The organism is Rhizocola hellebori (genome assembly GCF_016862955.1).
Classification (GTDB): domain Bacteria; phylum Actinomycetota; class Actinomycetes; order Mycobacteriales; family Micromonosporaceae; genus Rhizocola; species Rhizocola hellebori.
In genome coordinates, this window is record NZ_BONY01000001.1 from 167,749 (window position 1) to 191,243 (window position 23,495).

The window sequence follows — 23,495 nt, forward strand, 5'->3', positions numbered from 1 at the left end:
CCACACCTCCAAACTCACTATTAGCCGATTTTCGTACCAGCAAGCACTGTCGCAATCGCCGCATCCAGGGTTTGATCCCGCTCGCTACTACGCAACTTCTCCAGCAGCTCCTCGCCCTCAATGAGGCGGCCGCTACCAAGAAGATTCGCATCATCAACAATTTGACCCGCTGCACACACAGCGATGGCTATCGACATCGCAATACTGAGTACATAAGAGCCATCGGTTCGATCCGAAGTGACATAGGCGAAGAGGCCCGACTCCGGATCATCACCTCTGGGCAAGAACTCCGCCAGACCGAGTGAACATCCACCCCCGATGGCGGGGACTTCAAGCAGAAAGTCGATCGATTCCGTCCCCGCCCCCCATGAGTAGGGGTCATATATCTCAGCCAACCCTTGAGGTTCGATCGGGCGACGACCGCCGCCGGCAACGAGCGTCGATGTCGCAATCACTGTGAGTGACTCATCACCTGGACTGCCGAGGATCTCCTGCAAATGGGCCGTAGAAGATCTAAGCACCTCATCCAGCGTAAAGCTGCGATTCACCCGCACCGACCACTCGACGCTCACTTCAGTCTCCTATGCACAGGTTCCGTTTGTGCAATAAATCCAACCGCTATCAGTCTTGATGAAGATCTGGCCAACGGTTCCTTGCGTCGTAATGTCCGCGAAGTTTCCCTTCGCGATGAAGTCTCGCATCACTGCATCGGAAACATTCGATGCTCTAATCGAGACAATCCCATTGGAATAACCGGCATTCCTTAGTTGACTTTCAGCTTTAGACGCATGCCGGAAGACGGCGGTTGGGCTAGCCCCGGTCACGTCCTTCAGGCTCGTCGGAATACTATCCATCCAGCCGTCAATTCCCGGCATGTTCGGTGCGGTCTGTCCAACAAAGTTGCCAGCTCCCGCGTAGTCACCAAGCTCTTTCGCATGAGCCGCCTCGGTTGGACTCATCCTATTCGGCGTGACGATACAGGGCCCGCTACTGTTGTGCACGAGAACCGGCGTAGCCCCTGCCAGCACGTAATAGGTGTGGAGATCCGACACCGTGAGGTTGTAGGCCAAGCCTTCCGTGGTGGGCTTTACTGCGCTGCTCGTCACCGGAACGCGACGGCCGTCGGCTGCGATGAGCAGGTCGCCTCGGTCTAGCTCGTCCGCACGCTGCCACTCTTGGTCGGTGTCGTTCCAGAACGGGTGATCTTCGGTGGTCCTGACGACCTTTCCATCGACTTCCAGCTCAACGAAACTGTCGTCGTGAATCCAAACTGCGGTGATCGTGCGACCGCCGCTTTCGCCGGTTTCGGGATCTGAGGCGTGGACCTTGTCGCCGATGCGTACGTCGGCTAGCGCCTTCGAGTTTCCATCCGCCATGAGCACGCGGGTGTCGGGGCTGAAGCTGCAGAAGGCGCCACCACGGCTAATCTTTAGATCCTCTAGCCCTTTGAGAGCCTTCGCGTCGGCGCCAAGGGAATTCGCTATGGCGGCGCCAAGCCTGCCCATTTTCGCTAGTTTGGCCAGGCCGCCCAGGGGAATGAGCCCGATTGCCGTCCAGACACATGCGTCGCGTTCGCCTGCGGCGCATTTCATTCCGTCGATTACGGTGCCGACGACCGGGACCAGGCTCAGCAGGAATTCGAAGACTTCGCCGACTGTCTCGCCGCCACCGCCGCACATGGTGGGGTTCAGTTCGCAGTAGGAGCCTCTGAGGACGGCCGCCTTGTCCTCCTCGCCGAGCTGGGCGAAGGGGACGCCGAACATCTCGCGTGAGTAGTCATCCAGCGACCACTTGTGGCCGTGCTTCAGGACCGTTCCGCAGTAGGGCACGCTGGTGTAAAGGCTCTTGTCGACGTTCCAGTTTTCGAGTGCGCTTTGGTTTTCAAGAGCTGTGCCGCAATTGACTTCGTTGTCGAAGGTGAACTTGCCGGTCAGGTAGTCGTCGAGGTTGCTGACACCGCCTTCGCAGACGATCAGCCCGACGCCTTCGCTGTCCTCGACGAAGCCGCCATGGCATGCGCCGTCCTTGATGGTGTAGGCACCGGGGCCTCCGCTGCTGGGTGGTGGGGTGGCAGCGATCATCGAGGATTTGATCGCGGCGATGCGTGCCGCTTTCTTGATCTTCTTGATGACTTTGGCTTCCGCCGGGTGGCTTTCGAGATATTGGGCTTCCTCTACCTCGGAGCCGGTGACCATGGGCACGTGGCCGGTGGGGTCCACGTTGACGAGCGGATTTGCGTTGCCGTAGCCGTACTTGTTGCCGCCGACCGAGGCTGGCACGGGCGAGACGTCGATGGTGTCGCGGGTGTCGAACTGGCCGGTGTCGGTGTTGTACCAGCGGGCGTGCATGTTGACCCGGCCGGTGGCCGTGTCCGACCAGCCGGACTGGAAGCCGAGGCTGCCCTGCATCCCAGTGGAGGCAAGGGTTTTGCCGAACGGGTCGTAGGTGGTCGAGCCGGTGAAGGTGGCCGAGGTCGCGCCGAATTGGGCAACGACGTCCGAGTGCAGGTCGGTCCAGGCGTAGACGCCGGCGCCGGTGGGTTTGACGCCGAGCAGGTCGCCCGCGGGGCCGTGCACATATTTGGCGGTCGGGTCCTCGGCGAGCTGGTTGCCCAGCGCCGTGTATTTGAAGCCGGCTCGGACCATCCGGTCCAGCCCGTCGTATTCGTAGGAGCTGTACCCGGTTCCGGTGCTGTACTGGCGGATCACCCGGCCGAAGGCGTCGGTCTCGGTCGGCAAAGTCACCGTGCCGGTCGTGGCCGACAGCATGGTGCCGCGCGGGGTGTAGGCGTAGTTGGTCCCGTCGGCGGTCTTGAGCCGGTTGCGCTCGTCGTAGGTGAAGTTGCGCAGCCCGGCCTGCAGCCGGTTTCCGGACTTGTCCCACAGGTAGGATGCGCCGTTCCAGGAGGTGAGCCGGTTGGCGTAGTCGTAGGTGTAGACATTGGTGGCTGCGCCGGTGAACCCGGTGGTGTTCTTGGAGGTCAGGTTCCCGTTCTTGTCCCACCCATAGGTGATCTTCCCGAGCGACGTGCCGCCCGAGGTCTTCACCTCGTCGGTTTCCAGGCGCTGCGAGCCGTCGGTGCGGTAGCCGAGAAGCCGGCGGTTTTGATTGGAGCCGTAGGTGATCTGCGTAACCTGCGAAAGGTTGTTGTAGTTGTAGTCGAGCGCGATTCCGGCCGCCGTGTTGGTGACGGTGTCCAGACGCGCGCCGGTGTCATAGGTATATGACGTCAGCCCAGCCGCATCGGTACACGATGCCAGCAGGCCGTCGGGTGTGTAGGAGAAGCTGGACGCTCCGGATGGCCCGGTGGTGCTGGCGAGTTTGCCGCGGCCGTCGTAGATGAAGTTGTTGGTGCCACCCGAACCTGAGGCAGACTTGAGCCGGCCCGCCAGGTCGTAGTCGAGCACCCGGTCGGTGGTGGCGGCCTGCGCCCCGGTTCCGGTGGTGGTCTTGGGCCGGCCGGCGGTGTCATAGGTCTGTGTGGTCGACACCCCGCCGGGCAGGGTCTGCCCGACAGCGAGTCCGGCCGCGTTGTATTTGATGGTGAAGGTACGGTCGACGGCGTTCGGATGGGCATTCGTAGGCGGCTCGATCCGCGACTCGGGCAGGTTCCACGTGTTGTAGGTGGTGACGTAGTGGTAGCCGCGCCCGTCGGTGAACCGGGTCGGGTTACCTGCGATGTCGTAGCCGAAGGTCGAGGTGATCGAGTCCGACGAGCTGATCGGCTCGATGGTGCGGATCAGCTGATTGAGCGCGTCATAGGTGAACGTGGTCGTGTTGGTGCGGGCGTCGTTCACCGACAGCGTGTTGTTGTTCTTGTCGAAAGTGGCCAGCACGGTGGAATACACCGCACCGCCGGGGTCCAGCGTCTGCTGGCGATCCACCCGGCCGAAGTCGTCGTAGCGCAACGTCTGCTGGGAGTTGTCGGCAAGCTTGGTTGCTGTCTTGCGCGCGGCGAAGTCGTAGCTGTAGTCGACGGCCACGCCCGCACCGTCGACCACCCTGGTCAGGTCGCCGGCGTTGTTGTGGGTGTAGGTGATCGCGGAGCGGCCCGGGCCGGGCGGTGTCACCGTCGCCAGCCAGCCGTTTACGTGGTAGCTGTAGTTCGTGATGTAGCTCGCCGGGGGCGAAGCCACCACCTCGGTGGAGGTGAGCACCCGCTCCATGTAGTCGTAGGTCGCCTCGGCCCGTACCCCGGTCGGATCGGTGACCGACGACTGCTGGCCGTTGAGGGTGTACCCGAACCGTGAGACGCCCAGGTCCGGTGCAGTGGTTGAGGCGAGCCGTCCCAACTGGTCGTAGATGTAGGTCGTCGCATTGTTCAGTGGATCGATGGTCTTCTTAACCAAGCCGTTGTTGAAGTACTCGGTCTTGGCCACCGAGTCGATGGGCGTCGACGATCCCGGCGCGGTGTACGACGGCTTGTGGGCCTCGGTCACCCGGCCGTTCGCGTCCACCACGAACGTGCTGATCAGACCGCGCGGGTCCTTTACCGCGACCTGGTCGCCGAACGTGTTGTAGCCGATGGTGCTCACCCGGAACACGGTCACCGGAGTGCCGCCGGATTCCTCCGAGGCCACCGCGGGCAGCTTCGTCTCGGTCTGACGGCCGGCAGCGTCGTATTCGGCATACGTGCGGCTGCCGTTCGGGTCTGTCATCGACGTGGCAAGGCCACGCTTGTCCAGCTGCCACGAAGTGCGCTGCGCGGTCGTCGCGGTGGGCGCGGTTCCGTTGTAGACAGCCAGAATCTCGGCCGGCGTCAGCGCCTTCTGGTAGGCCTGGAGATCGTCGACGGTGCCTTTGAATTTACTCCCGCCCAGGCAGCTGAGGCAGAACACGCCCTTGCTCGGCCACATCGTGATGTTCGACAGCGAATTGGCTTGCGCCACCCCGTTGACGTAAAGCACGAGGGTCTTCGCGGCAGCGTTGTACACCCCGGTCAGGTGGGTCCACGTGTTCAGGGTCGGGGTGACATCTGAACGCGCCACCAGGCTCGTCCCCGGATCGCCGGAACCGACCACCATCGCCCACCGGTCGTAGAACGACGAGTACTCGAGGTTGAACGCCAATCTGGTCTGCCCCCACTGCCCGGCGATGACGCGCGTGGAGGCCTTGTCGGCCAGTTTCGCCCACGCCGAAATCGTGAAGCTCTGCGCGGAGTCCAGCACCGGGCCGGCCATGTCGATCTGGGTGGTGGTGCCGTCGAACACGGCCGAACCGCCGCGCTCCGCCGACCAGGTGACACCGGTGGCCGTGGCGGGACTGTTGCCGAATGCGTCGGCGGTGTCGTTGTCCAGCTTCCACCGGCCCGCCAGGCCGCCGCTGCCGCCGGCCGTGACGGTCTTCGAGGTTTGCCGGCCGGCCAGGTCGTAGGCGGCTTCGATGGTCTGCTGCCCGGACGCCGCGGAAACCCTTGTGGTGATGACGTTGTCGTCGAGTCCGTAGCTGAACGTGGTGGTGCGGTTGACTCCGGCCGCGTCCAGGGTGGCCGACGTTTTCCGCGACGCGGCGTCAACGACGAATGAGGTCAGCGTCGCTCCGTTGTTGGTGGTTTTGGTGAGCGGGTTCCCGGCGGCGTCGTAGGTGTTGGCCTCCAACACGAACTTCGTCGGCCCGTCTTCGCGGGTGACGGTGACGGGCAGGTTGTTGTCGGTGTAAGTGTAGGTGGTCAGGTAATTCCTCGCGTCGGTCACCGACGCCAGCCGGCCGCCCGGATCGTAGGCACGCCTTTCGGTCACCAGGTCGGCTGCGGCCGTGGGGTTGTTGGGATCGCCCGTCCAGCCCACCAGCGTGGTGGTGATTTTATTGCCGTTCTTGTCGTAAGCGATGGCGGTGGCGACGCCATCGGGCTTCGTCGTCTTGACCGGCCGGCCCGACAGATCGTACTCGGTCGTCGTCACCAGATTCATGGCATCGGTTTGGGTGGTCTGCTGGCCCAAGGTGTTGTAACCGAACTTCACCTCACGCCAGCCGTCCCCGCCGGTGAGGTCCTCGCTCTTGACCGACGTGGTGTGCCCGTCGAGATCGTAGGTGGTCGTCGTCTTCTTGGTGTGCAGGATGCTGCTGTTGACACGGTCGTACATCGCCGGATCCGTCTGCGTCTGCACGCGGCCGTAGGCGTCGTAGGTGAACGTGGTGACCAGATCGCCGCCATCGGCCTTGACCGTCTTCTTGGTCATCCGGCCGACCGCGTCGTATTCGAACACGGTCGCCAGACCGGCTGCGTCGGTGCTTTGCAACAGATCGCCGTTGGCATAGTAGGTCGACGTGGTGGTGCCGCCGTTGGGCGAGGTGACCGTGGTCGGCAGGCCTTTGATTCCGGTGGTGGTGTAGGCCGTGGTGGCGACCCGGCCGAGCGGATCGGTGACACTGATCCGGTTACAGGCCGCGTCATAGGCATACGCGGTGCGATAGGCGTTGTCGGTGTCCGACGACGACCTCGGATCACGCACGGCTTCGATCTGATCGTTGCACGGGTCGTTGGCCGCACCCAGGTGGTAGCTGTTGTACACGGTGGAGCATTTGTTTTCGGAGCGGTCCTGACAGGTGGTGGACGTCTTCACGTTGCCCCGCGATTCGCGTTGCAGCACGGTCATGTTGCCGTTTGCGTCCACAGTGGACTGAAGGAAACCCTTTTCGTCGTACCCGAAAACAGTCCTCCCGCCCAGAGGATCGACCTGCTGGACCTGGCGGCCGCCGGCCAGCACGTCATAGATGTAACTGGTGGTGGTCGCCTGCGGCCCGGTCGCGGCGGGGCCGGTGACCGAAATCGTCTTGGCCGGCACGGCAACTGGCTGGCCGGTGATCGGGTCCAGGGTGCGCGCCGCGTATTGGGCTTCCACCTGAGCCGCGGTCAGCGCATTGCGGTAGGTGGCCACCTCCGCGATGTGGCCCGCCCACGGCCCGTATTGGCCGCCGGCGTATTTGAAGCGGCCCAGCGACAGCGGGCCCGCGGCGAAGATGGATGGCACAGCGACTGTATTCTGCGGGACGCCGTTGACATACAGGGTTATCTTGCCCTGGGTTTTGTCGTAGACCCCGGCTAGGTGGGTCCAGGTGTTGAGCGCTGTCGAGTCGAGCGCGGAGGCGCTGAAGGTCGTCGGCGAGTCGACATCGTTCTGGCTCACCATGAACCGGTATCGATCGCTCGAGGGATCGTGATAGAGCAGCGCCGAATAGATCCGGTTTCCCTCGAAGGAAATCGCGGCCCGCTGCACAGTCTTGTCGGTGAGGTAGACCCAACCGGACATCGAGAATGACTTCGAGGTGTCGATGGTGGTGCTGTTGGCTTGAATGTAGGAGTTGTTGAAGCTGGCGGCTTTAGCGCCGAACGGCCCGTCGAATGAGCCGAAGGTGACCGCCGACGCGGTCGCGGTCGCCCCGTTGAGCTCGTTGGCGGCGCTGCCGACCAGCCGGTAGTGGTCGACCGGTGCCCCGGACATCACGGCTGAGGTGTAAGGCAGGCTGGACCCGGCGACGGTGGGGGCGCCGATTGTCCACTGCCCGTTGTCGGCGTCGGTGACCTTGGTGACCACGCTCGTCCCAGCCTGGTATTCGACCTGCGCGGTGATCCCGGTCGACGGCCGGGTGATCCTGGTCAGCGAGCTCGCCGCGACCCGGCCGGCGTCCCACATGCCGGTCACCTCGGCCGCGCGCAACGGCCGGGTGTAGAAGGCGAAGTCGGAGATCGAGCCGTTGAAGTAGCCGTCGTTGCCGGAGGTTTGCGGCCACAGCGCCCATTTGCCCGACCCGATGATGGCGTTGGTGCCGAAGGCGATGTCGGCGACACCTGTCAGCGTCCCTATCAGCTGACCGTCCAGATACATGTCCTGGGTGGTGGCCGACAGGGTCAGTGCCACGTGATGCCAGTTGCCGTTGTTGACCGCGGCGGCGGTGGTGATGGGCACGCCTGCGCCCTGATAGAACTCACCGCGGAGCTTGCCGTCCGTACCGATGTAAAGCACCGGATTCCAGCCGTTGGCCGGATTGGCCGCCAGCGACGCGGATTGCAAGGAATACAGGACACCGGTCCCGGTGGTCTTGAACCACATCGACACCGACTGCCAGGACGAGGTCAGCGCCACCTTCTGCGGCAGCGTGATGTGGGCGTTGCTGCCGTTGAATCCGGCGCTCGTCCCGGACTGCGTCAAAATGCCGGGCTGGCCCTGCGATACGTTCTGGTACACGCCGGCTGCGGTGTCGAAGTCGTCGATGACCGCCGACGCCGCGCCCGGAATTCCCGCGGCCTCACCCAATCGCAGATAGGTATGCGGACGGGCGTTGAGCGCGGTGGCCGGGTAGGCCCAGGTCGGCCCGTAGGTGTAGACGGTGCACGCGGTGGTGGTGGTCGGGTCGCACACCTTCGTCAGGTTGCTGCCGGTGTAGGTGTAGGTCCATTTCTGGGCCAGGTCGTTGGCGACCTCGGTCACCCGCGAGTTGACGATGGTGAAGAAGAGTTTGCGGCCCGAAGCGCCGGTCATCGACACCAGCTTGCCGGTGCCGTCGTAGTCAAGCGCCAGCCCGCGCGCGTTGGTATCGGTGATGGATTTGAGTTTGAACGTCGGCGCGGTGCCCTGCGTGAACGAATACTTGGTGCCGTCCTTGTCGGTGAGCGCGTAACCGCCGGCCACCGCGGCCAGTTCAGAGAAGCGGCCCGACGGCGGCGTGAAGGTTGTCCCATCGGGGTTACGGCCGAACGCCACCTCCTGCCCCGACGGATAGGTGATCACGATCGTGGTCGGCGTCTCGGTCGCCTTGGCGTCAAGCACCGTGGACCAGCTCGCCCCGAACATCCCGCCGGTACGCGGATCGCGGGTGTTGTAGTTGCGCACTATGGCCAGCGCCGGGCCGGGCGAGGCAGCCTGGGCGTCGGTGGCCGAGGTGGTGAAGTTGCCGATCTCCGCGGAGAAGCCTTTGCCGCCGTTCTGGGACAGGCTGGAGGTGATCGGCGGTTGCGGCACGGCCGTGGAAAGCACCTTCCACGACTGGTTGGTCGAGGCCAGCGCCCCGTCCCAGGCCTGCGCCGTCCACACGTAAGTCTTGCCCCACGACAGTTTTCCTGCCGGAACCGTCCACTTGGTATTCGCCGAGAAGCCGGAGTCGGCGACGTCGACAAAGGTCGAGCCGACCGCCTCCTTGACGAGGAACCGGTAGGTCACCGGCAACGGGAACGCGTCCGAGTCGCTTCCCCGCACCAGTAGCTCGGGGGTCAACGTCGGGGTGGCATAGCCGTGCTCCGGGTACTGCGTGTCGATCATCGGCGCGGCGTTGAGGCTGTAGTTGAGTTCCAGGTAGGGCTTGAGGTTGGTGTTGATCGACGACAGTTTCTTCCACGTGGTGTCGCTCGTGCTGGATTCATCGCCCAGCAGTGCCACCCCGTTGTTGGTCCCGCCGCTTGTCCATCGGTTGAGCACAGCGGCGCCGTTGGCGTTGAACGGGATCCCCCACCAGATGCCCACGTTAAAGCTTTGAGGATCGTGGTTGTTGCAAACAGTCGAGTTAGGCGTGCCCCAGGAGCTGCCCATCTCCGCGCCCAATGCGGGCTGGTTGTTCCAGTTGGTCACGCCCGCGGGCGTCCACGGCGAAGCGATGTCATACACCCACATCCCGCTGCCGGTGTAGGTGGGACACGCACCCGACCACCCCAGGCTCACCATCACCTGGCCAGACCAGATGCGGTAGCCGGGAGGGCTCCAGCCGACATTGTCGAACTTGAGAAGCGAGCGGGTCCGCCACGGCCCCGAGCTGTGATAGCCGACCCTCAGCTCCGAGGAGCCCGAGTTGTTGTTGGTACAGCAGCTGCTCGGATCCGACGTTTTCGTCTGCACGTAGGTCGATCCGGTCGCCACCGGGTACATCGTGGGGTCCATCCGGATCGGGAACACCCGTGCCGGGTCGGCGATCCAGGCCGGATCGGCCGACACCTTCAACGCGGGCCGGCCTCCTACCGTGATGAGTTCGTAGGACACCGCATCCGAGCGCACGCCGTCCTCGACCGCGTCGGCCTTCGAGTCGCGCATCCACCCGTGCGGGATCGCCAACACCGCCGCGCCCGCCGAGTCGAGCAGATTCACCGAGCCGTCGGCTTGAAGCTGAGGCGTCAAACCCTTGAGCTTCAACGGAAAGACCCATTGCGTAGGCGCCTTTGCCGACTTGAGGATGACGGTTTCTTTGATCTGCCCGTCTCCGGCGATCAGCTCCACATCGGTCCCCGGCAGGATGTCGGGGTAGGTGGCCATCGACCCGGACACGACCGGCTCCACGCCGGCCGCGCCGACCAGCCCGTACTCGAGGCTTTGCCCGGTGGCGAGATTCAATGACGCCAACCGGTTCGCCGTGTCGGCGCCGGACAGTTCGCCGGCTTGCGCCTGCCCGGCCGTTGCTCCGCCGCCGAAGGCCGAAGTGCCCGCGCCGGCGAATTCCACCGACGAGCCACCGGCCCGAGTTCGCAAGCGGCCGTTGGCATCTCGGCGCAGCGAGACGTCGATGGGACGCCACAACCCGTCGCTGCCGCGGTAGTTCACCGGCCCGGAGTGAACCCGGCGGGTGATGGTGCCATCGGCGTTCTGGAAGACCTCCGTGGTCGCCGACGCGCCGTCCTGGATCCGGCGCGACGTCGCCGCGTCGAAACCCTTCCGGCTAGGCGTGGTCTGCACTCCGCTGACCTCGGCCGGCATCTTGTACCCGGGCACGTCAGGTGGCGCGGAACCCGAACCGCCGTTGGCGCGGGTGGCATCGGAGCCGACCGCGGTCGCGCGGCCGGCGGTGCCGTGGGCCTGCCGCGGCGTCTCCGGCCGGTCTTGCGCCCAGGCGAATGCAGAAGCGAAAAAGTCACGAATACCAGCTAGCGGAAACGCTGTCCCACTGGGCGCCGGCGGTAATCCGATCGGCAATCCCAGCACCAGCAGCAGAATTACGGCTAGCGCAGCGCAGCAACGAACAGCCCAAGTGGACCGCATTTTGTCCCTCCCCGTTTAGGACAACATCGGTTCATCGATATGGAGACCGCAGTCTGCCCGACGGGACCGCACCGCCACAAGACCCTGTCGCCATTGTCCGATTTAAATTTGGTACAGGGACAGCCGTTGATGTCGAGATTGGACTCGCCCATCGCGCGTATATCGAACCCGGGCATTGCCAGAAGGGGCCTGATCAGCACTTTACACCCGTTTGGGTGAATTGTCCCGTTCTGTCGGGACGGCCCGGTAGCGATCACTGAATGATCCATTTGGTAATGACCAACCGCTTCACCGGGGGCAACATGAAGCTACGTCCAACGCACCTACTAGCGCTCACCGCGGCGGCCTCAATCGGGCTCGCCACACCCGCAATCGCCTATGGCGCACCGGGAGAAACCGAAACGCCGGTCACGACCGAAGCACCGGTTCGCCTCGGGATCGGCCTGACCACCGCGCAGCACCTCGTCACGTTCAAGGTGAACGACCCGTGGACCGCCGAGGACATCGGCGAGATCTCCGGTCTCGTCGGCGACGAAGACATCGTCGGCATCGACTACCGCGTGCAAGACGGGCTGCTTTACGGCCTTGGCAACGCGGGCGGCGTCTACACCTTCGAAGGCGTCGTGGGCACCAAAGTCAGCCAGCTGTCGGTGGCCCTGACGGGCGCCTTCTGGGGTGTGGACTTCAACCCGGTCGACGGCTTGCTGCGCGTCGTCAGTGACAACGGCCAGAACCTGATCCACGACCTCGAGACCGCCGACGCCGACCCCCTCACCGACGGCAACACCGTCGAGGAGGCGGCGCTCGAGGCATCGGCCATCGCTTACGAGAACATCGACAGCGATGCCACCACGGGTACCAGGCTGCTGGACATAGACACCGATCTCAACCAGACGTCCCACCAGTCCACGGACACCGAAGGGGTGCTGACGCTGGTTGGCCCGCTCGGGATCGACGTTCAGGACAACGCCGGCTTTGACATCTACTCCACCCTCGACGCCAACGGCGCTGCCGCGTCCAACAAGGGCGTGGCCGCGCTTTCCTACGCGGGCGTTTTCGGCCTGTACGACATCGATCTCGTGACCGGTGCCGCCAAGGCGATCTGTGACTTCCCCGACGAGCTTCAGGTGACCGACCTCGCGGTGCAGCTGAGCTGAAAGACGAAGAGCGAGCGGGCTTCCCGGGACGCCGGGAGGCCCGTTCGCCCATTCGGGGAGAGAATGGCATCTCATGATTTGGCCGAATTAAGATGAATTCTGACTATTCGGGTATAAAGAAAGCCATGAGCCAGTTCAAAGGTTTCGCCAACGTGGTCTACCCAACCGACGATCTTCAGGCCAGCGTGGCCGCCTGGACCGCCATCCTCGACCAAGAGCCGGCCTTCGTCGGCGACGATTTCGCCGGGTTCACCGGCAAAGGCGTGGAGGTCGCCCTCTCCTCGGCACCGTGGGTGGATCACCCGCTCGTGTTCTGGAAGGTCGACAACCTGGAAGAGGCGCGCGAGGAGCTGATCTCCCGCGGCGCTGTGCCCATGGGCGAAGTGGCCGACGGCTCGCTGGCCGAGCTGGGCACCGCCAAGATCACCAATGGTGATCCGAAGACGGGCATCGTGGATGTGGGCGCCGGCAAGCTTGCTGTGCTCAAGGCGGCCGACGGAAATCTCGTCGCCCTCACCAGCTGAAAGGGATAGCCTTCGCCGGTGGACGTCTACGTAGAAGATCAGGGCACCGGCGAAGCTGTCATTCTGGCCCACGCCGGGGTGACCGACAGCCGCATCTGGGATCTGGCCGTGCCCGCCTTGCTGGGCCGCGGCTACCGGGTCATTCGCTATGACCTTCCCGGCTACGGCCGCTCGCCCCGGCCGACCGAGTTTTTCTCCCTCGTCGAGCTGGCGCTGCGCGTGCTCGACGACGCGAAGGTGGATGTCGCGCACTGGGTGGGGCTGTCCCAGGGCGGCGCCACCGGAGCCGATGTGGCCCTTGCCGCACCGCACCGGCTGAAGTCACTTTCCCTTGTCGCGCCAGGCCTTTCTGGGTACCAGTGGCCGCCGCGCGAATACAGCGCCGCGATGATCGCCGCGGATGAGCGGGGCGACGCCCACGGCGTGGCGGTCGAGGTGCTCCGGCGGTGGGGGATCATGTCCTTCGACGCCGACGGCGAGCTCATCGCCGACCCCGCCTCGCAAACCCTGCTGGACCAAGCGGACTGGCTCAACACCGAGGAGGACTTCCAGCGCGAGGAGCCTTCGGCCGTCGAGCGGCTGGGCGAGATCGCCGCACCCACCCTCGTCGTGCTCGGCGACCGCGATGTGGACACCATCACCGACATCGGAAACCTTTACGCGGCAACGATTCCGAATGCCCGGCTGGAGATGCTGACCGGCGCGGACCACCTGTTGCCGCTGCGCGTGCCGGAGCGGCTGCACGCCCTGCTGTTCGAGCACCTCGAGGCGAGCAAGTAGCAGATGAACGTTGCGGCTGAAGGCCCCGGCTAGCCGCGCAGCGCGGTGGCAGTCCTGGCGTCGGCGGGGAAGAACGACTCGATGGAAAGCTCGGCCACGGTGATGTCCAGCGGGGTGCCAAATGTGGTGAGAACGCTGAAGAAGGCCAGCTCCCCGCCCTCGTGGCGCACCCGCAGCGGCACCACGATGTCGCCCGGCCCGGGCAGCTCGACGTGGGGTTCCGGCTGATCGCAAGGGTAGGCGCTGAGCTCGGCGTAAAGCTCGGCCAGCTGCTCGCCCGCGGCGAAGCCGGTTTGCCGGCGCAGCCGGGCCAGCAGGTGCGCCCGCCACTCCCCCAGGTTGACTATTCGCGGCGCCAGACCGTCGGGATGCAGGCTGGCTCTGAGCACATTGGACGGTGGCTGCAGCAGGTGGGCGGCTATCCCGGTCATGAAGACGCCGGCCGCGCCGTTGGCGTCGACCAGGTTCCACTCGCGGTCCACCACGATCGCCGGATAGGGCTCGTGCCCGGCGATCACCTGCGCGATCGCGGCCCGCACCTGTGTCATGTGCGGTGAGGACAGCGGGGTCTGGGCGTAGACGGGCGCGTAGCCGGCGGTCAGCAGGAGCTGGTTGCGTTCCCGCAGCGGCACATCGAGCTGGTCGGCCAGGCGCAGCACCATCTCGCGGCTGGGCTGGGAGCGCCCGGTTTCCACGAAGCTGAGATGGCGGGTGGACACCCCGGACAGCGAGGAAAGCTCCAGCTGGCTGAGCCGCCGTTCCTCCCGCCACCGCCGCAGCAGCTGCCCCACCGGACGATGTTCGGTCGCCACCGCCATTACCTCCCGGGTAATCGACAACATGACCCCACTGCCGAGATCGTAGGCGGCATGACGATGACACGGAACATTGAACAGACGAATTCGCTGCGCATAGCGCTGAAAGCAGACGCGACCGCCTCGGCGGCGATGGGCCTGCTCCTGCTGGTCGCCGGTGGGTGGCTTGCCGAGCCGCTCGGCGTGGGCAAAGGTCTGCTGGTGGAGGCCGGCATCGTGCTGGTGGTCTTCGCGGCCTTCGTGCTGTGGACCGGCCTGCGGGCCGTGCCGAGCCGGGGCGCGGTGCGAGCCATCGTGGTGGTCAACGGGCTGTGGGTGGTGGCCAGTGTGGCGACCGCTTTCGCCGCCTGGCTTCCGCTGACCACGCTGGGAACCCTGTTCGTCCTCGCACAGGCGGCCGCCGTGCTCGTGCTGGCGCTCTGGCAGGTCATCGCCTCCGGGCGGGCGGTCCTCTCGCCCGGAACGTGACAAGCGGCCGGCGCGGCCTACGATCCATGCCGTGAGGTATTTGATGACGGCGCCCGCCTGGTTCGCGGCGTTCGCAGTGGCCACCATCGGCGCCGTCATCCGGATAGCCAACCTGGGCTCGCCCAACAGCGAGATATTCGATGAGGTTCATTACGTCGGCGACGCCAACGACATGCTCACCCGCGGCGTGGAGTGGGACGTCATCGGCAACGGCCCGGCCTACGTGGTGCACCCGCCGCTGGGCAAATGGATGATCGCGGCCGGGATCAAGGCCTTCGGCTACGACAGCTTCGGCTGGCGGATAGGGGCCGCGGTCATCGGCGTCGCCACCATCCTGATGATCACGCGGGTGGCGCATCGCCTCTTCGGCTCCCTCGTGCTGGGATGCGCCGCCGGGCTGCTGATGGCCTTTGACGGCATGCACTTCGTGCTCTCGCGGTCGGCGCTACTGGACATCTTCCTGATGTTCTTCGTGCTGGCCGCTTTCGGCGCGCTCGTGCTCGATCGCGACCAGCGCCGCGAGCGATGGGCCCGCTTCGTCGCCGACGGCGGCGACCCGGGCGCGAGCGGCCCGGCCAGCCGGCCCGCGTTTGCGGTGCCCTGGTGGCGGCTGGCCTCCGCGGCGCTGCTGGGCTGCGCGACCGGGGTCAAGTGGAGCGCGCTGGCGTTCCTGCCCGCGCTGCTGATTCTGGTGATGTGGTGGGAAATCGGGGTGCGCCGTCGCCATGGCGCGCGCCGCCCGGTGCTCGACGCCTTCCTCGACGAGCTGCTCTGGCTGGTCGTCTGCTTCGCCATCGTGGTGGTGGTGTACCTGGCCACCTGGTCGGGATGGTTCCTGACCGACACCGGTTACTACCGCCATTGGCTGCGCGATCGTGGGCTGTCCGAGCCGTTCTTCTTCGGCGACCTGAGAAACCTCATCGAGTACCACCATGCCGCGCTGCAGTTCCATCTGCAGCTCGACGACGCGCACCCGTTCGCCTCCCCGGCCTGGACCTGGCTGGTGCTCGGGCGATCGCTGCCGTTCTACATCGACCGCTCTGTCCCATGTGGAGCGACGGACTGCATCGCCGAGATAGTCCTGCTCGGTACCCCGCTGCTGTGGTGGAGTTTCCTGCCCGCGCTGCTGCTCACGGCTTGGTTCGGCGTCGCCCGGCGGGACTGGCGGGCCGGGGCCATCCTGGTGATGTCCGCATTCGCTCTCGTGCCATGGTTCTTCTTCTCCACCCGCACGATGTTCTACTTCTACGCCCTTCCGGCCGAGCCTTTCCTCATCCTCGCGGTCGTCTTCACGCTGGGCATGCTGGCCTCCTCGCCGCGCGGGATGCCGCAGGACTTCGCCCGCCTGCAGACCGGCACCGTGATCGCCGGTGCGTTCGTGATTCTGGTGGTGCTGAATTTCGCGTTCTTCTTCCCCATCTACAGCGGGGAATCGATTCCGACCCTGGACTGGGCCAAGCGAATGTGGCTGGGCAATCGCTGGGCCTGACCCGGCTCAGAGCGCGAAGACCACGGTCACGCAGGTGCCGGGATCACGGGAAGTGATGGTGCATTCGTCGGTGAGCTGGCGCACGATCCACAGACCGCGGCCGCCGTCACCGGTGAGCGGCACCTGTTCCCGCCCGGCGACCTCCGGGTCGGCTATCCCCGGCCCGTTGTCGGTGACCTCGCAGTAGACCCTGGCGTCCGAGCGCCAGAGCCGGATGTGGCCGTGCCCGTCGCTGTGCCGGATGACATTGGTAACAAGCTCGGTCGCCACCACCAGCAAATGCCCGAGCCTTGGCCCTTCCAGGCCCAGGCGCATGCCGTGTGCGGCCAGCGCGGCCCTCAGCGCGTAGAGCCGGTCGGCGGTGAACCCGATGGACAGACCGGCCTGTTCGCGGGTGTTGTCCCGGGCGTTCACGGCTTGGTCCTGATTCGCAGCTGCGGCACCTGACTCGCACCGACCGCTTCCAGAACCGTCGCCACCATTTCCGAGCACTCCACGATCATCTCCCGCTCGGGCGGAAGGTTCAATGCCGCCTTGGCAATTGCCGTGGCGGCCGTGACATCGATGAATTGCAACTTATAAAGGTTTACGTAGATCGTCTCGTCGAGGCGCAGCGCTTCGGCCAGGGCTTGCTGTAGTGGTACCAGATGAGAACAATCGATCTCGCCGGCGATCCGGATGCCGGGCGGCCTGTACTGCCGGCAGATGCGCAGCAGGGCGGTGTCGTAATACGCTTCCGCCGCAACGGTTTTAGCATGGGTGTCGGCCGCGAAGCCCAGCGTCACCGAGTCGAAGACCTCCCGGTCATACTGGCACATCACGGTGAGCCGATCGCTGCCCGGCCCGAGCGAGGCCTGCTTTTCGAAGGCGAGCAGCTGCTCCGCCGCGACCACGGGCGCGGTCGCCCAGCGCATGTCGGCGGTGACCCGAAGACCGGCAAAGCCGTCGCGCAGCGCGCGCTCGAGATCCCCGCTGATGCGGCTCATCATCCGCTCACCGTCGGCGCGCCCGTCTGACAGCCAGGAGTGGCTGGCCGAGAACGCCGCCAGCTGGCCGATCTCCATCGCCTCGGCCACGGGGATCTGCCTGGCGCTCAGCTGCGCGGCGACATCGGCCAGCGGAATCGACTCGGTGAACCAGATGACCCGCTGTCCGGCGCCCAGCCCGCCGGCGATGAACTCCGCCACCAGATCGAGCCGCTCGTCGGGGTCGCTGAAGGTCAGGCAGGCGTGGTCGCCACCCGCAAGCTGATGTACCGCCACCGCCTCGCCCACGTCACCTGTCCCCTGCCGTCGACTCACCACCATTCGATAAGCGCCGCAGTGCCGACCGGCGTCACTGCGGCATTCACCGGTGTCACAGCTCGCGGTGTTCCTCACGGGTCACCACGGTGCGGTTGCGCGGCCCCCAGATGAAGGCGGTGAAGATCAGCCCAAGCACGCCGCCGACCATGAGGATCCATCCGACCATGTCGATGTCCACGCCGGCGACGGTGACGTCGAGGGCGAAGGTGAGGATCGCGCCGACGACGATGAGGAAGATGCTGGCGCCAATGCCCATGATGTGCCCTCCTGATGGGTGCGCAGTTAGCGTGCGGCGCGAGTTACCCCACTTCAGGCGAGCCCAAACACACGACCGGGCCGCAGTTTTTTGCGGCCCGGTCGTTCGGGTTACCGACGGTCTAGCGGCCCTGCAGCGCCTTGACGTTGTCGCCGAAGGTCCAGTTGCGGGAACCGTCCCAGTTGATCGACCACGTCATCAGGCCCTTGAGCGTGGTGCGGAACGGGTTCCAGCACTGGCTCACCAGCGACGGGGTCATGTAACCGCCGCCCGCTCCGGCCTGCGCTGGCAGCCCGGGAACCTGCTTGTCAAAGGGAACCCGGATGGTGGTGCCCTGGATGACCAGCCCCTGGTTGAGACAGTTGGTCTGCGCGGTGAAGCCCTGCACCGTCCCGGCCGAGTAGGAGTCGCCGGCGCAGCCGTACATGCTTCCGTTGTAGTACTGCATGTTCAGCCACCAGAGCCGCCCGTTGTCCGCGTACTTCTTCACGATCGGCAGGTAGGCGCCCCAGATCGAGCCGTAGACCACACTGCCGCCGGTGACGTACGCCGTCTCGGGCGCCATGGTGAGGCCGAAGTTCGACGGCATCTGGGCCAGCACGCCGTCGATGATGCGGATGAGGTTCGCCTGCGACGCCGACAGCTGGTTGATGTTGCCGCTGCCGGTGAGGCCGGTCTCGATGTCGATGTCGATCCCGTCGAAGTTGTACCGCTTCAGGATCGGCACGATGGTGGCTACGAACCGGTCGGCGACCGCGCTGGAGCCCAAGTCGATGCCGGCCGCCGCGCCGCCGATGGACATCAGGATGGTCAGCCCGGCTGCCTTGGCCGAACACATCTCGGCCGGGGTGGCCACCTTGACGCCCGCGTCCATGCCGTCCTCCCACAGCACGGTGCCGTCGGAGCGGATGACCGGGAAGGCCGCGTTGACCACGTTGTAGCCGTGGGTACGGATGCGCGAGTCGGTGATCGGGATCCAGCCCAGCGGCGGGTGTACCCCATTGGCCGCGCCATCCCAGTTCTCCCAATACCCCTGCAGCACCTTGCCGGCCGGCCGCGACTTCACCGCACACGTCGTGCCTCCGGGCGGCTGCGAGGACGGCGGCGGCGAGGAGGGCGGCGGCGAGGAGGGCGGCGGGGGCGACGACGGCGGCGGTGAGGACGGGGGTGGTGACGAGGGAGGCGGGGGCGAGGAGGGCGGCGCCCCGGTGCAGGCGCCTAGGTCGCGCCAAAGCGAAGGCGTCGCAGCGGGGTTCCAGCCCGCGCCGACGTACGCGGTGTGCGTCACCAGCGCTTCGTAGAGCCGGCCGCTGTAGGTGACCCGCGTTCCCACGGTGTAGGTATTCCCCTCGGCCCAGGCCGGTGAGTTGCACACGACAAGGACGCCGACCGCGTCAGGCGCGACCGCGGCCCGCCCCGACGGAACGAGGATCAGCGCGGTCACGATCGTCACGGCGGCGCTCACCGCGGCCGCCACCACCATGCGCCGGGGTGGTGTCAATCGATAGGTGTTCCACATCTGTTAATTATTAGGAAGGTTTACTGTCAATGTCTATAGCACTGTCGTTACAGGACGCCGTGGGTTTGGTACCAGGCGCGCACCCGCGCCAGCATCGTCGGGTCCATAGCCATCCGCTGATGGTCGAAGCCGGCGTAGACCCGCAGCTCATGCGGCACCGCGTTGCCGGTCAGGATGGTGTCGAGCCGCTGGTCCAACGCCAGCGCGACGACCTGGTCGATGTCGCCGTGGTGCAGCTGGTAAGGCGTGACGATCTGCTGGGCGGCGGCCGGCTTGGTGGCATTGGGACCGTCGCTGACCCCGCCCGCGGTGTGTGACGCCGCCCGGAAGTCGCCCGGGTGGGCACCCAACAGCCGACCGGTGACGAAAGCGCCCATGCTGTGGCCGTGCGCGGCGAGCCGGGTCAGGTCGACACCGCCGACACGGGTCAGCAGGGCGCGGGCCTTGACGGCGCGCTGCACGTTGGCCGTCGAAGCGCCGTCCGGGCCGTCGGGCGCATTGCCAAGGTCGTCGGCGTCCGGGGCATGGGTGTACATGGTGCCGATCGCGACCAGGCCCCAGCTTCGCATGGCCACCTCATCGACGATCGTCATCAGCCTTGATTATGGGATTCGAGATTACCAATCTCTGGGGCTGCCCCGGGAGAGTCGTGCACAACCTTCCAGAAAGGAGCACCCCCTCCATGCTCCGTTCCGTAGTCATGACTCTGGCCCTGAGCCTCGCCCCCGGCCCGGCCGCGGTGGCCCACGAGTGGCGCGAGGTCTTCTCCCCCGACGGCACCATTACCCAGCTCTACCTGCCCAAGCAGGTGGACACCGCACCGAGTGGGTTGGCGGCACTGGCCGCCGACGTCACGCCGCTGCAGCAGACCGGCCCGTCGAGCCAGCGATTCGACCTGGTCTTCGTCGGCGACGGCTACACCGCAAGCCAGCAAAGCCTTTTCGTCAGTCACGCCACCGCCAAATGGAACGAGGTGTCCGCGGTCGAGCCGTTCAAGAAGTACAAGGCCTACTTCAACGTGTGGCTGGTCCATGTCATCTCCGCCAGCTCCGGTGTGGACAACGACCCGACCCGCGGGATCAGCCGCAGCACCGCGATGGACATGGGTTTCTGGTGCGGGGGAACGGAACGCCTGCTGTGCGTCAGCCAGTCCAAGGCGCTGGGCTTCGCCGCCAACGCGCCCGCCGTCGACCAGGTGATGGCCCTGGCCAACAGCACCAAATATGGCGGCGCGGGTTACACGAGCGGTGGTCTGGCCACGGCCTCCGGCGGCAACGCCCAGTCGGGCCAGGTGGCGATCCACGAATTCGGCCACTCGATCGGCCGGCTCGCCGACGAATACTTCACCGCCGGGCGCACCTACACCGGCGGCGAACCCACCTGGATCAACGCCTCGAAGCTCACCTCGGCCCAGATGACGGCGGCCCGTACCAAGTGGTATGCCTACATTGGACGGCCGACCCCCGACGGCGGCGTCATCGGCACCTTCCAGGGCGCCAACCAGTACGCCAACGGGATCTACCGGCCATCGGACAACTCCCTCATGCGCTCGCTGGGCAAACCGTTCAACCTGGTGGGCCTGGACGCCATGGACGCCGCGATCGCGGCCAAGATTGTCATCACGGCCGCACCACCCGACGCCCCATCATGGACTGATGGATCTCGAGATCCGGCATATGCGGGCGGTCTGCGCGATCGCTGACACCGGCAGCCTGACGAAAGCCGCTGCGGCGCTTGGGCTTTCCCAACCTGCCCTCACCGCACAGCTGCAGCGGGTGGAACGTGAGCTCGGGGGTCCCCTGTTCACCCGGAGCAGGCAGGGAGCGGCCCTGACCCGGCTGGGCGAGTTCGTGCTCAGCCGGGCCAGGGCCACTTTGCTGAACATGGATGAGCTCAGGCGTGGCGCGGCCCGCCATCACGACGGCGGCCGGATCATCCGGCTCGGTGGCGCGATGGGGTCGGTGGCAGTGGGGCAGGCGCATCGGCTCGGCGCCTACCTGCACGACATCGATCTGCGGCTGCAGATGGAGTACTCGCCGCGCCTGCTGTGGGAGTTGCTGATGGCGGGCCGGCTGGACGCACTGACCACTGTGGACTATCCGGGGTTCGAGGTGCGACCGCCGCCGGGCATCGCCTGCGAGGTGATCGAGTTCGAGCCGGTCTTTGTCGCGCTCTCGGCGCAGCACCAATTCGCCGGTAGGCAGGAGATCGAGCTGGCTGACCTGGCCGACGAGACCTGGGCGCTGACCCCCTCGGACGGGGCCGGCTGGCCCGACTGCTTCCACGCCGCCTGCCAGCAGGCCGGGTTCATCGCCCGGGTGCCGTACACCATCGCCAGCCGCGCCCCGATCTGCGATCTCGTCGCCGCCCGCCAGGCCATCTCGGCATGCCAGGCCGTTTTTGAGGTTTCCGAAGGCATCGTGGTACGGCCGCTGGCCGGCTCGCCGATCGTCATGCGTCACCTGCTCGCGTGCCGCCGCGACGGCCCGCTGGCCCCGCATCTGGCGATGCTGCTGCGATTCGGCCAGGAGGCCCATCACGACTATGCCCAGCGGGCACCCTCCTACCTGGCCTGGCGGGCCGCCCGCCGGGGTGAGTTTGATTGACAATTCGCGATCAGCCGCGTACTCAGTTTCCTACCGTCCCATCGGCCCCCGAGAGAGCAGGCATACTATGGCAACTGTCTCGCAGGACACCACCACGGTTCGCCGCCTGCGGCTTGGGGTCGGCGTCATGGGCATGGCCCTGCCGGTGGTGATCACGATCGGATACGCGCTGCAGGTCGGCGAGGCTGTCCTGCTCAACTCGATCAGCGGCGCCTACTACACCGACATGCGCGACGTCTTCGTCGGCAGCCTCTGCGCCATCGGGGTCTTCCTCATCTGCTATCGCTATGCCCGCCCGGACAATGTGCTGAGCACGGTGGCCGGCATCGCCGCCATCGCGGTGGCCCTGTTCCCCACCACCCCCAAGGGCGAGCAGATCCTCGTCTCCGCGGCCGACGACACGACCGGAATAGTGCACGGCGTGGCGGCCATCATCCTCTTCCTCGACCTGGCCGCCTTCTGCTTCTTCCTGTTCCCGCGCTCGACCGCGCCGAGCGCCCTGACCATGCGCAAGAAGACCCGCAATGTCATCTATACGATCAGCGGGATAGCGATCCTGGTCGGTCTGGGCCTGGCCGCGCTGGGCAGCAGGATATTGCCCGACGACGTGGTCCGTACGATACGTCCGCTGTGGTGGGGCGAGTCGGTGGCCATCTTCGCCTTCGGCATCGCCTGGTTCACCAAGAGCAACACCATCTTCCGCGACCGCGAGTCATAGCGGACGCGCACTGGATCACCGGGCGTGACAGGGCTGGTTACCATGGCGCCATGTTGCACGCCCGCAAACCCAGCTGGTGGACCAATTCCTACGACATCATGGCCGGCAACCAGCTGATCACCAGGTGGAACCGGTCGTTGTGGCGCAATGGGGGCACCTTCGCACTGGACGGCCACAGCTACACGATCCGCGCCAATGCCTGGGGCAGCAAGTACACGATGACCCTCGGCACCGACCGGGTGATAGCCGCGGCGGAGCGGGTGGGCCGCAAGAACTGGACGGTGCAGGCGGGCGGGCACACCTATGCGTTCCAGCGCACCTCCATGTGGCGGCAGGAGGAGGCCCTGGTCACGGGAGGCCGGGTCACCGGCGTGATCAGGCGCGTGAGCACCTGGCGCACCGACGCGGTCGCCGACCTTCCCCAGCTCGAGCCGGCCGTCCAGGTCTTCGTCCTCGCGGTGGTGCTGACGATGTGGGACAACGCCCACTACGCCGCGTCTTCCGTCACCATCGTCAGCTGAGCGCCTAGTCGACGAGCTTCTTGAAGTTCGCCTTGGCGAAATCGCTCACCGGTGTCACCCAGACGGCGGTGCCGTAGGCACAGACCTCGGTCCACTGCTGGAAGGAGCCGGTGTCGAAGCGCATCGCCACAATCGCGTTCCCGCCGCGCGCCTTGGCCTGCTCGACCATCCGGGCCATGGCCTGGTTTCGGCTTTCTGCCAGCAGCCGGGACATCTCCGGGATCTCGCCTCCGCTCATGGCGCGCAGCCCCGCGCTGAAGGTCGTGCCGATCGTCATGGCCCGCACGGTCAGCCCGAACACCTCGCCGTACACCGCGCCGATCTCGAAGCCCGGTACTTCATTGGAAGTCACCACCATCATTGGTCACACGCTAGCCGGG

The 23,495-nt window shown here is 65.8% G+C and carries 18 protein-coding genes; 9 read left to right on the plus strand and 9 right to left on the minus strand.

All coding sequences use genetic code 11. The features are described 5' to 3' along the window. Positions 1-20: 20 nt before the first annotated feature. Both Rhe02_RS00760 and Rhe02_RS00765 read right to left on the minus strand, forming a co-directional pair. Complete coding sequence (locus tag Rhe02_RS00760) at positions 21-572, minus strand: hypothetical protein (protein WP_203906026.1); 552 nt, start codon at positions 570-572, stop codon at positions 21-23. A 9-nt stretch (positions 573-581) separates the two neighbouring features. After that, positions 582-10,958, minus strand: coding sequence for a LamG-like jellyroll fold domain-containing protein (locus tag Rhe02_RS00765; protein WP_203906027.1), 10,377 nt, complete (start codon positions 10,956-10,958; stop codon positions 582-584). 260 nt (positions 10,959-11,218) lie between these two features. On the opposite strand from Rhe02_RS00765, the gene Rhe02_RS00770 reads away from it, so the two are divergent. The 3 genes from Rhe02_RS00770 (at position 11,219) to Rhe02_RS00780 (ending at position 13,419) form a co-directional block, all read left to right on the plus strand. Continuing rightward, on the plus strand, positions 11,219-12,115 hold the full coding sequence (locus Rhe02_RS00770) for a DUF4394 domain-containing protein (RefSeq protein WP_203906028.1): 897 nt from the start codon (positions 11,219-11,221) through the stop codon (positions 12,113-12,115). A gap of 125 nt (positions 12,116-12,240) precedes the next feature. Next, positions 12,241-12,639, plus strand: a complete 399-nt coding sequence (locus tag Rhe02_RS00775) for a VOC family protein (RefSeq protein ID WP_203906029.1) — start codon at positions 12,241-12,243, stop codon at positions 12,637-12,639. Between the two features lie 18 nt (positions 12,640-12,657). Next, complete coding sequence (locus Rhe02_RS00780; RefSeq protein WP_203906030.1) at positions 12,658-13,419, plus strand: alpha/beta fold hydrolase; 762 nt, start codon at positions 12,658-12,660, stop codon at positions 13,417-13,419. A gap of 29 nt (positions 13,420-13,448) precedes the next feature. Here the strand turns inward: Rhe02_RS00780 and Rhe02_RS00785 are convergent, their stop codons facing one another. Next, positions 13,449-14,231, minus strand: coding sequence for an MmyB family transcriptional regulator (locus Rhe02_RS00785; protein ID WP_239123142.1), 783 nt, complete (start codon positions 14,229-14,231; stop codon positions 13,449-13,451). A gap of 57 nt (positions 14,232-14,288) precedes the next feature. Here Rhe02_RS00785 and Rhe02_RS00790 point away from each other — a divergent pair, with 57 nt between their 5' ends. Both Rhe02_RS00790 and Rhe02_RS00795 read left to right on the plus strand, forming a co-directional pair. Further along, positions 14,289-14,702 carry a hypothetical protein gene (locus Rhe02_RS00790; protein ID WP_203906031.1) on the plus strand — a complete coding sequence of 138 codons (414 nt, stop codon included), beginning with the start codon at positions 14,289-14,291 and terminating at the stop codon, positions 14,700-14,702. A 31-nt stretch (positions 14,703-14,733) separates the two neighbouring features. After that, entirely contained in the window at positions 14,734-16,191 is a 1,458-nt protein-coding gene (locus Rhe02_RS00795) for a dolichyl-phosphate-mannose--protein mannosyltransferase (protein ID WP_239123143.1), read from the plus strand. Between the two features lie 6 nt (positions 16,192-16,197). On the opposite strand, the gene Rhe02_RS00800 is transcribed toward Rhe02_RS00795, so the two are convergent. The 5 genes from Rhe02_RS00800 to Rhe02_RS00820 all read right to left on the minus strand — a co-directional run bounded on the left by Rhe02_RS00800 (position 16,198) and on the right by Rhe02_RS00820 (position 19,863). Continuing rightward, positions 16,198-16,605: an ATP-binding protein gene (locus Rhe02_RS00800; RefSeq protein WP_203906032.1), complete on the minus strand. Its 408-nt coding sequence runs from the start codon at positions 16,603-16,605 to the stop codon at positions 16,198-16,200. Next, positions 16,602-17,492 carry an MEDS domain-containing protein gene (locus Rhe02_RS00805; RefSeq protein WP_203906033.1) on the minus strand — a complete coding sequence of 297 codons (891 nt, stop codon included), beginning with the start codon at positions 17,490-17,492 and terminating at the stop codon, positions 16,602-16,604. Before Rhe02_RS00805 ends, Rhe02_RS00800 begins: the two co-directional genes overlap by 4 nt. 55 nt (positions 17,493-17,547) lie before the next feature. Beyond that, positions 17,548-17,751, minus strand: coding sequence for a DUF6458 family protein (locus tag Rhe02_RS00810; RefSeq protein WP_203906034.1), 204 nt, complete (start codon positions 17,749-17,751; stop codon positions 17,548-17,550). Positions 17,752-17,872: 121 nt separating this feature from the next. Beyond that, positions 17,873-19,234, minus strand: a complete 1,362-nt coding sequence (locus tag Rhe02_RS00815) for a carbohydrate-binding protein (RefSeq protein WP_203906238.1) — start codon at positions 19,232-19,234, stop codon at positions 17,873-17,875. 83 nt (positions 19,235-19,317) lie between these two features. Then, on the minus strand, positions 19,318-19,863 hold the full coding sequence (locus Rhe02_RS00820) for an alpha/beta hydrolase family protein (RefSeq protein WP_203906035.1): 546 nt from the start codon (positions 19,861-19,863) through the stop codon (positions 19,318-19,320). Positions 19,864-19,952: 89 nt separating this feature from the next. Here Rhe02_RS00820 and Rhe02_RS00825 point away from each other — a divergent pair, with 89 nt between their 5' ends. From Rhe02_RS00825 to Rhe02_RS00840, 4 genes are all read left to right on the plus strand, one after another. Beyond that, positions 19,953-20,972: a M64 family metallopeptidase gene (locus Rhe02_RS00825; RefSeq protein WP_203906036.1), complete on the plus strand. Its 1,020-nt coding sequence runs from the start codon at positions 19,953-19,955 to the stop codon at positions 20,970-20,972. Beyond that, positions 20,926-21,876, plus strand: coding sequence for a LysR family transcriptional regulator (locus Rhe02_RS00830; protein ID WP_203906037.1), 951 nt, complete (start codon positions 20,926-20,928; stop codon positions 21,874-21,876). The genes Rhe02_RS00825 and Rhe02_RS00830 overlap by 47 nt, the downstream gene beginning before the upstream one ends. 67 nt (positions 21,877-21,943) lie before the next feature. Then, on the plus strand, positions 21,944-22,594 hold the full coding sequence (locus Rhe02_RS00835; RefSeq protein ID WP_203906038.1) for a DUF998 domain-containing protein: 651 nt from the start codon (positions 21,944-21,946) through the stop codon (positions 22,592-22,594). A 50-nt stretch (positions 22,595-22,644) separates the two neighbouring features. Continuing rightward, positions 22,645-23,115: a hypothetical protein gene (locus Rhe02_RS00840; RefSeq protein ID WP_239123146.1), complete on the plus strand. Its 471-nt coding sequence runs from the start codon at positions 22,645-22,647 to the stop codon at positions 23,113-23,115. A 4-nt stretch (positions 23,116-23,119) separates the two neighbouring features. Here Rhe02_RS00840 and Rhe02_RS00845 read toward each other — a convergent pair whose 3' ends face one another. Further along, entirely contained in the window at positions 23,120-23,476 is a 357-nt protein-coding gene (locus Rhe02_RS00845; RefSeq protein ID WP_203906039.1) for a YbjQ family protein, read from the minus strand. Between the last annotated feature and the right edge of the window lie 19 nt (positions 23,477-23,495).